Source organism: Acidithiobacillus sp. TH-A36, from assembly GCF_057473445.1.
The window spans coordinates 1-5,130 of record NZ_JBYCKP010000695.1 but is presented as its reverse complement, the minus strand read 5'-3'; the positions used below and the strand labels follow the sequence as shown (position 1 = coordinate 5,130).

7 protein-coding genes are annotated in these 5,130 nt (G+C 55.2%); 6 read left to right on the top strand and 1 reads right to left on the bottom strand.

Features of this window, described 5'->3' with window-relative positions:
* Positions 1-611 (top strand): MFS transporter (locus AC2VLY_RS17280; protein WP_486922727.1); only part of this gene is annotated, 611 nt, incomplete at its 5' end.
* A 9-nt stretch (positions 612-620) separates the two neighbouring features.
* Here AC2VLY_RS17280 and AC2VLY_RS17275 read toward each other — a convergent pair.
* Positions 621-926, bottom strand: coding sequence for a hypothetical protein (locus AC2VLY_RS17275; protein WP_372606422.1), 306 nt, complete (start codon positions 924-926; stop codon positions 621-623).
* Between the two features lie 69 nt (positions 927-995).
* On the opposite strand from AC2VLY_RS17275, the gene AC2VLY_RS17270 reads away from it, so the two are divergent.
* From AC2VLY_RS17270 to AC2VLY_RS17250, 5 genes are all read left to right on the top strand, one after another.
* Positions 996-1,451, top strand: coding sequence for an NADH-quinone oxidoreductase subunit A (locus tag AC2VLY_RS17270; protein ID WP_486922726.1), 456 nt, complete (start codon positions 996-998; stop codon positions 1,449-1,451).
* A complete protein-coding gene (locus AC2VLY_RS17265) occupies positions 1,442-1,942 on the top strand; it encodes an NADH-quinone oxidoreductase subunit B (protein WP_215863185.1) in 501 nt (166 codons plus the stop codon). The genes AC2VLY_RS17270 and AC2VLY_RS17265 overlap by 10 nt, the downstream gene beginning before the upstream one ends.
* Positions 1,929-3,629, top strand: a complete 1,701-nt coding sequence (gene nuoD, locus AC2VLY_RS17260; protein WP_486893307.1) for an NADH dehydrogenase (quinone) subunit D — start codon at positions 1,929-1,931, stop codon at positions 3,627-3,629. Before AC2VLY_RS17265 ends, nuoD begins: the two co-directional genes overlap by 14 nt.
* The gene (locus tag AC2VLY_RS17255; RefSeq protein ID WP_486922725.1) at positions 3,604-4,116 is read left to right on the top strand and encodes an NADH-quinone oxidoreductase subunit NuoE family protein; all 513 of its coding nucleotides are present in this window, start codon (positions 3,604-3,606) and stop codon (positions 4,114-4,116) included. Before nuoD ends, AC2VLY_RS17255 begins: the two co-directional genes overlap by 26 nt.
* Positions 4,101-5,130 (top strand): complex I 51 kDa subunit family protein (locus AC2VLY_RS17250; RefSeq protein ID WP_486922723.1); only part of this gene is annotated, 1,030 nt, incomplete at its 3' end. The genes AC2VLY_RS17255 and AC2VLY_RS17250, both read left to right, overlap by 16 nt.

The following is a 5,130-nucleotide window of genomic DNA, read 5'->3' as shown; positions in this document are numbered from 1 at the left end:
AGGTTTTGCGGCGTTACCATGCGCTCTTGCAGGACAGGCGTTTTATGGCTTTTTCTTTGGTTTATGCCATGTGCTACGGCGGCATGTTTGCGTATATTGCCGGATCGCCCTTTGTGTTTATTGATCTTTATAAGGTCCCGGCCAACAGTTTTGGCTGGATATTCGGTGCCAATGCCTTGGGTCTGGTAGTAATGTCACAACTCAACCGAATCCTGCATCGGCGCTACACAGCGGAAGGAATCCTCCAGACGGTGGTGATCATTCAGTTGCTGGCGGGTATCGTCTTGTTTGTCATTGGTTATTATCCAGAAATCAGCATGTTTGCCATTATGATGCCGCTGTTCGTCTATGTAGCGAGCATTGGTCTGGTCGGCCCCAATGCCACGGCACTGGCCATGGCCGGGCAAGGCGCTCATGCGGGCGGTGCCTCAGCACTGCTCGGAGCCATGCAGTTCACGGCTGCATCTGTTTCTGCCATGGTTATTGGCAGTATGGTCATGCACAGTGCGTTTCCATTGGGCATGACCATTTTGGGGTGTGCTGCTGTTGCGGTGGTCGGTTTGCGCTACGCCCGCAAGCTGCAAGATCCCGCCCTGCTCATGAAAAGCTGACTGGACTTTTTAGCAGGAACCCGGCCGGCATAACCATGCGTCACTAACCTGACCATTGGCATCAAGACGCACATGCGCCTGTCCCTGTTGTCGCAGACGCTGATCTCCAGCAGCTCCAAAGGGGACCAGTTCTTCAAAATCAAACTGACAAAGCACAATCACTTCATTGCCCACATGCTCGGGAAGACTGCAGTGACACTGTGCACCCTCCCTGAGAGCTACTCCGCCCATGCTGGTGAAGCTGGCCAGCAGTTGTTTTTGTTCCAGATAGTCCAATATGCCCGACTGGACAACGGGGTCTTCCCAAATATTCATTAGAGGGCTCCTCAAATGCGCTACAAATGATGGTCTATACTATACAGCGTAGTTCAATGATGACATTGTGTGCTGCCGTGCCGTGCCGTGCCGTGCCGTGCCTGGATTCTGGAAAGGGGGCTTTTTGTATTTTCCGACAAAAATCGCACTTTGGGGGAATCGGCAATGATGGCGAGTCCTGCCCTGATAGTTGGGATTTTTGCCGCTGCAGTGTTGCTGGTATTGATGATTATTCTCTGGATATCGGGTCTGCTCGGCGGACAACACCCCAATCGCAATAAAAACATTCCTTTTGAAAGTGGGCTGGGAGCCAACACCAGTACGCATCCGCGAACCCCCGTTGCCTTTTATCTTCTGGCTGTTTCCTTTCTGGTGTTTGAGCTGGAAGCCGCTTTTCTTTTTGCCTGGGCGGTGGCTTTTCATACCCTGGGCTGGGGACCGGTTGTGGCTGGGCTGGCTTTTATGGTGATTCTGGGTCTGGGTTTGTTTTATGAGTGGCGCATGGGAGGGTTGCAATGGCATTAGCTCCGGGTCCCTTGTCTTTGCTGGTGGGCAAATTTGAAGAAATGCTGGCGTGGAGTCGGGCAGGTTCTCTCTGGCCTCTGAATTTTGGCACTTCCTGCTGTTTTATTGAAATGGTGGCTGCCGTGACGCCCCGCCATGATTTGTCGCGATTTGGTGCCGAGGTGCTGCGTGGCTCGCCCCGCCAGTCGGATGTGCTGATTACTTCAGGGACGATTTTCGTGAAAATGGCGCCCATGATTCTGGAGATATATGAACAAATGCTGGAGCCCAAATGGGTAATTTCCATGGGCTCCTGTTCCAATTCCGGAGGCATGTATGATGTCTACAGCGTAGTCCAGGGTATTGATCGGCTGCTGCCCGTAGATATTTATGTGCCGGGTTGTCCACCCCGTCCGGAAGCCCTGATGGACGGTTTGTTATTGTTGCAGCAGAAAATCCGGCGTAATCCTCCCCGGATCTTTCAGCGGGAGCTGACCCATGCTTCTGGCTGAGATGCTGCAAAAGCACTTTGCTGCGAGTCCGGTTACCGATGGGCGGGATGGCTGGCCGGATTTTCTGCTGCCTGAAGAGCAGTTGCTGCCGGCCATGCAATTCCTGCATGAACAAATGCAACCGTCTTTTCCGATGTTGCTGGATTTGACGGCCGTGGATGAAGGATCACATGGTGCCGCAGAGGCTGCACAATATACCTTGACCTATCATCTGCACGGACTGGAGGGTTGTGGTGCCCTGCGTTTGCGGGTGACACACGCCGACGCCGAGCTTCCGGTACCCTCGATAACCGGTATTTTTGCCAATGCCAATTGGTATGAACGGGAAGTGTACGATCTGTTTGGTCTAAAGTTCAGTGGTCATCCGGATTTGCGGCGCATTTTACTCCCGCCCCTCTGGGAAGGGCACCCGCTGCGAAAAAGCGAAGCCATCCGTGCCACAGAGCGCCCCGCCTATCGTTTGAGTAAAACCGATTTGCAGGAAGCACTCAAAGCCTACAGCGACGAGGTGTCAGCTACGGAATCGGGGCAGACGGTACTGAATGTTGGCCCACATCATCCCGGAACCCACGGAATTTTGCGCTTTGTACTGAAAATTTCCGGGGAAAAAATTGCCAGCGTGGACCCCGATATTGGTTATCACCATCGGGGTGTGGAAAAAATAGCCGAAGGACATACGTTCCATAATTTTATTCCCTATACCGACCGGGTGGATTATCTGGGGGGAATCCTGGGTGAGTTTCCCTATGTCCGTGCGGTGGAGATGCTGGCGGATTTGCAATTGCCGGATCGCGCCGAGGGTATCCGGACCTTGTTGGCGGAAATCTGCCGGATATCTTCCCATTTGGTGTGGCTGGGCAGCTATGGAAATGATCTCGGCACCATGGGACCGGCATTTTATGCGTTTCGGGATAGGGCGTTGTTGCTCGATCTGATTGAAAAATATACAGGCGGGCGCCTGCATCCACAGTTTTTTCGGATTGGTGGAATAGCGGCTGACTTGCCGGAGGACTGGCGCGATGATCTGCTGCAAGTCCTCCAGAAAGTAGAGTCCGGTTTGCGGGATACGGAGACGCTCACCGTAGGGAATCCCATTTTCCGTGCCCGCACTCACGGGATTGGGGTGTTGTCAGCGGCGCAGGCGGAAAAGTGGGGCGCATCGGGTATTGTCTTGCGCAGTACGGGCAAAGCCTGGGATATGCGCAAAGCAGCACCCTACGGGCTATACGATGCTCTTGATTTTGAGGTGCCGACCTCCACCGATGGGGATGCTTTAGCCAGAACCCAACTGCATATTGATGAGATTCGCGAAAGTATCCGGATGCTTCGTCAGCTCGCCGACAAAATGCCGGATGGTGCGACTCTGGCTGCTGACGCCCGGTATGCCCTGCCACCCAAAGACCATACCTTGCGGGATATTGAAACGCTGATTCATCATTTCGAGCAGATGGCGGGCGAAATTGGTCCTCCTGCAGGACAGGTACTGAGCATCACCGAGTCAGCGCGCGGCATGCTCGCCTATTACATTGTGGCTGACGGTAGCGCCCACCCATACCGGCTCAGGGTACGGACTCCTTCCTTCCCCCACGTCCAGCTGATTACCGAACTGGGGCGCGATACGGCCCTCCCCGATTTTATTGCCACGATTGGATCCATAGATTATGTCCTCGCCGACCTCGATCGTTGACTTGAATGATGCATCGCTTCTCGCCAGGTTGCAGGATCTGGTGGCGGCGTCACCGGTTCCGGAAGCTGCCATCAGTGAAGTCCTGCAGGTCCTGCAAAAGGCCCGAGGCTACATTGACGGGGATGCATTGCGTCTGGCAGCGTCTTTGACCGGGTTGAGTCCGGTCAGGGTCGAAGAGCTCTGCACCTTTTACAGTCTGGTGTTGCGTGAACCGGTGGGCACCCATGTTCTGCGCATCTGTGACAGCATCGCCTGCCATATGGCCGGAGCTCAGGATATCCTGACTCAAGCCCGCCAGCATTCGGGCGTGGATCTCGGTGAGGTCAGTCGCAGTGGCAAGCTGACGGTGATACCGCATGTCTGCATTGGCCTCTGTGATCGGGCCCCCGCCCTGATGGTGGATGATCAGGCGCTGGGTCCGGTGGATACCCAGACATTGACCCGGCTTTTGGCACAACTGGAGGCGGATATATGGAAGCCATCCTGAGCCGGCATTTTGCAGATCCCGATCCGGCAGATCTGCGCGCTTACCGGGATGCCGGGGGGTATGTGGGGCTTGCAAGAGCCGTGCAGATGGATCCCGCTGATATTATTGCGGAACTGGAAAAATCCGGACTTCGGGGTTGTGGTGGTGCGGGCTTTCCGACGGGCCTCAAATGGCGGCTGCGCGGAGTTGATGCTCCTGAACCGCGTTATCTGGTTTGCAATCTGGATGAAACCGAGCCGGGCAGTATCAAGGACCGGGCTCTGCTTTTCGGGGCTCCGCACCATATTCTGGAAGGCATGTTTATTGCGGCGCACGCTCTGGGGGTGCGCTATGCCGTCGTTTTTGTACGGGGTGAATATGCAGCAGGTGCCCGTGTTCTGGAAAAAGCGCTGCATCAGGCCCGCGAGGCAGGACTAATGCGCTTGCCTGATGGCGATTTGCGCCTGGATATTCATGTTTCTTTGGGACGCTATATTTGTGGCGAAGATTCGGCCATTCTCAATGCCATTGAAGGCAAACGCGCAAATCCGCGTAAAAAACCGCCGCATATCAGTCAGCAGGGGCTCTGGCAGCAACCGACCACCGTCAACAACGCCGAAAGCATTGCGCATTTGCCGGGTATTTTTGCGCATGGCGCGGACTGGTTTCGCAGTCTGGGTGTCAATGGCGGCGTGGGCAGCAAATTGTACAGTGTCTGCGGCCCTGCAAAACGCCCCGGTGTTTTTGAATTGCCCATGGGAACGACCGCTCAGGAAATACTGTTTGAACATGCAGGAGGTTTGCTGCCAGGGCGCACTTTGCGCGCGGTGTTGCCGGGTGGCTCCTCCACACCCTTTCTGATGCCCGAACACTTTGATACGCCCATGCATTTTGATGCAGTGGCCAAAGTCGGTTCCCGACTGGGCACCGGGGGCTTTATTCTGATGGATGATCGGCAGTGCCCCGTCGATTTTCTGGTGGCGACGACCCGTTTTTTCGCGCGCGAATCGTGCGGGTTCTGCACCCCCTGCCGGG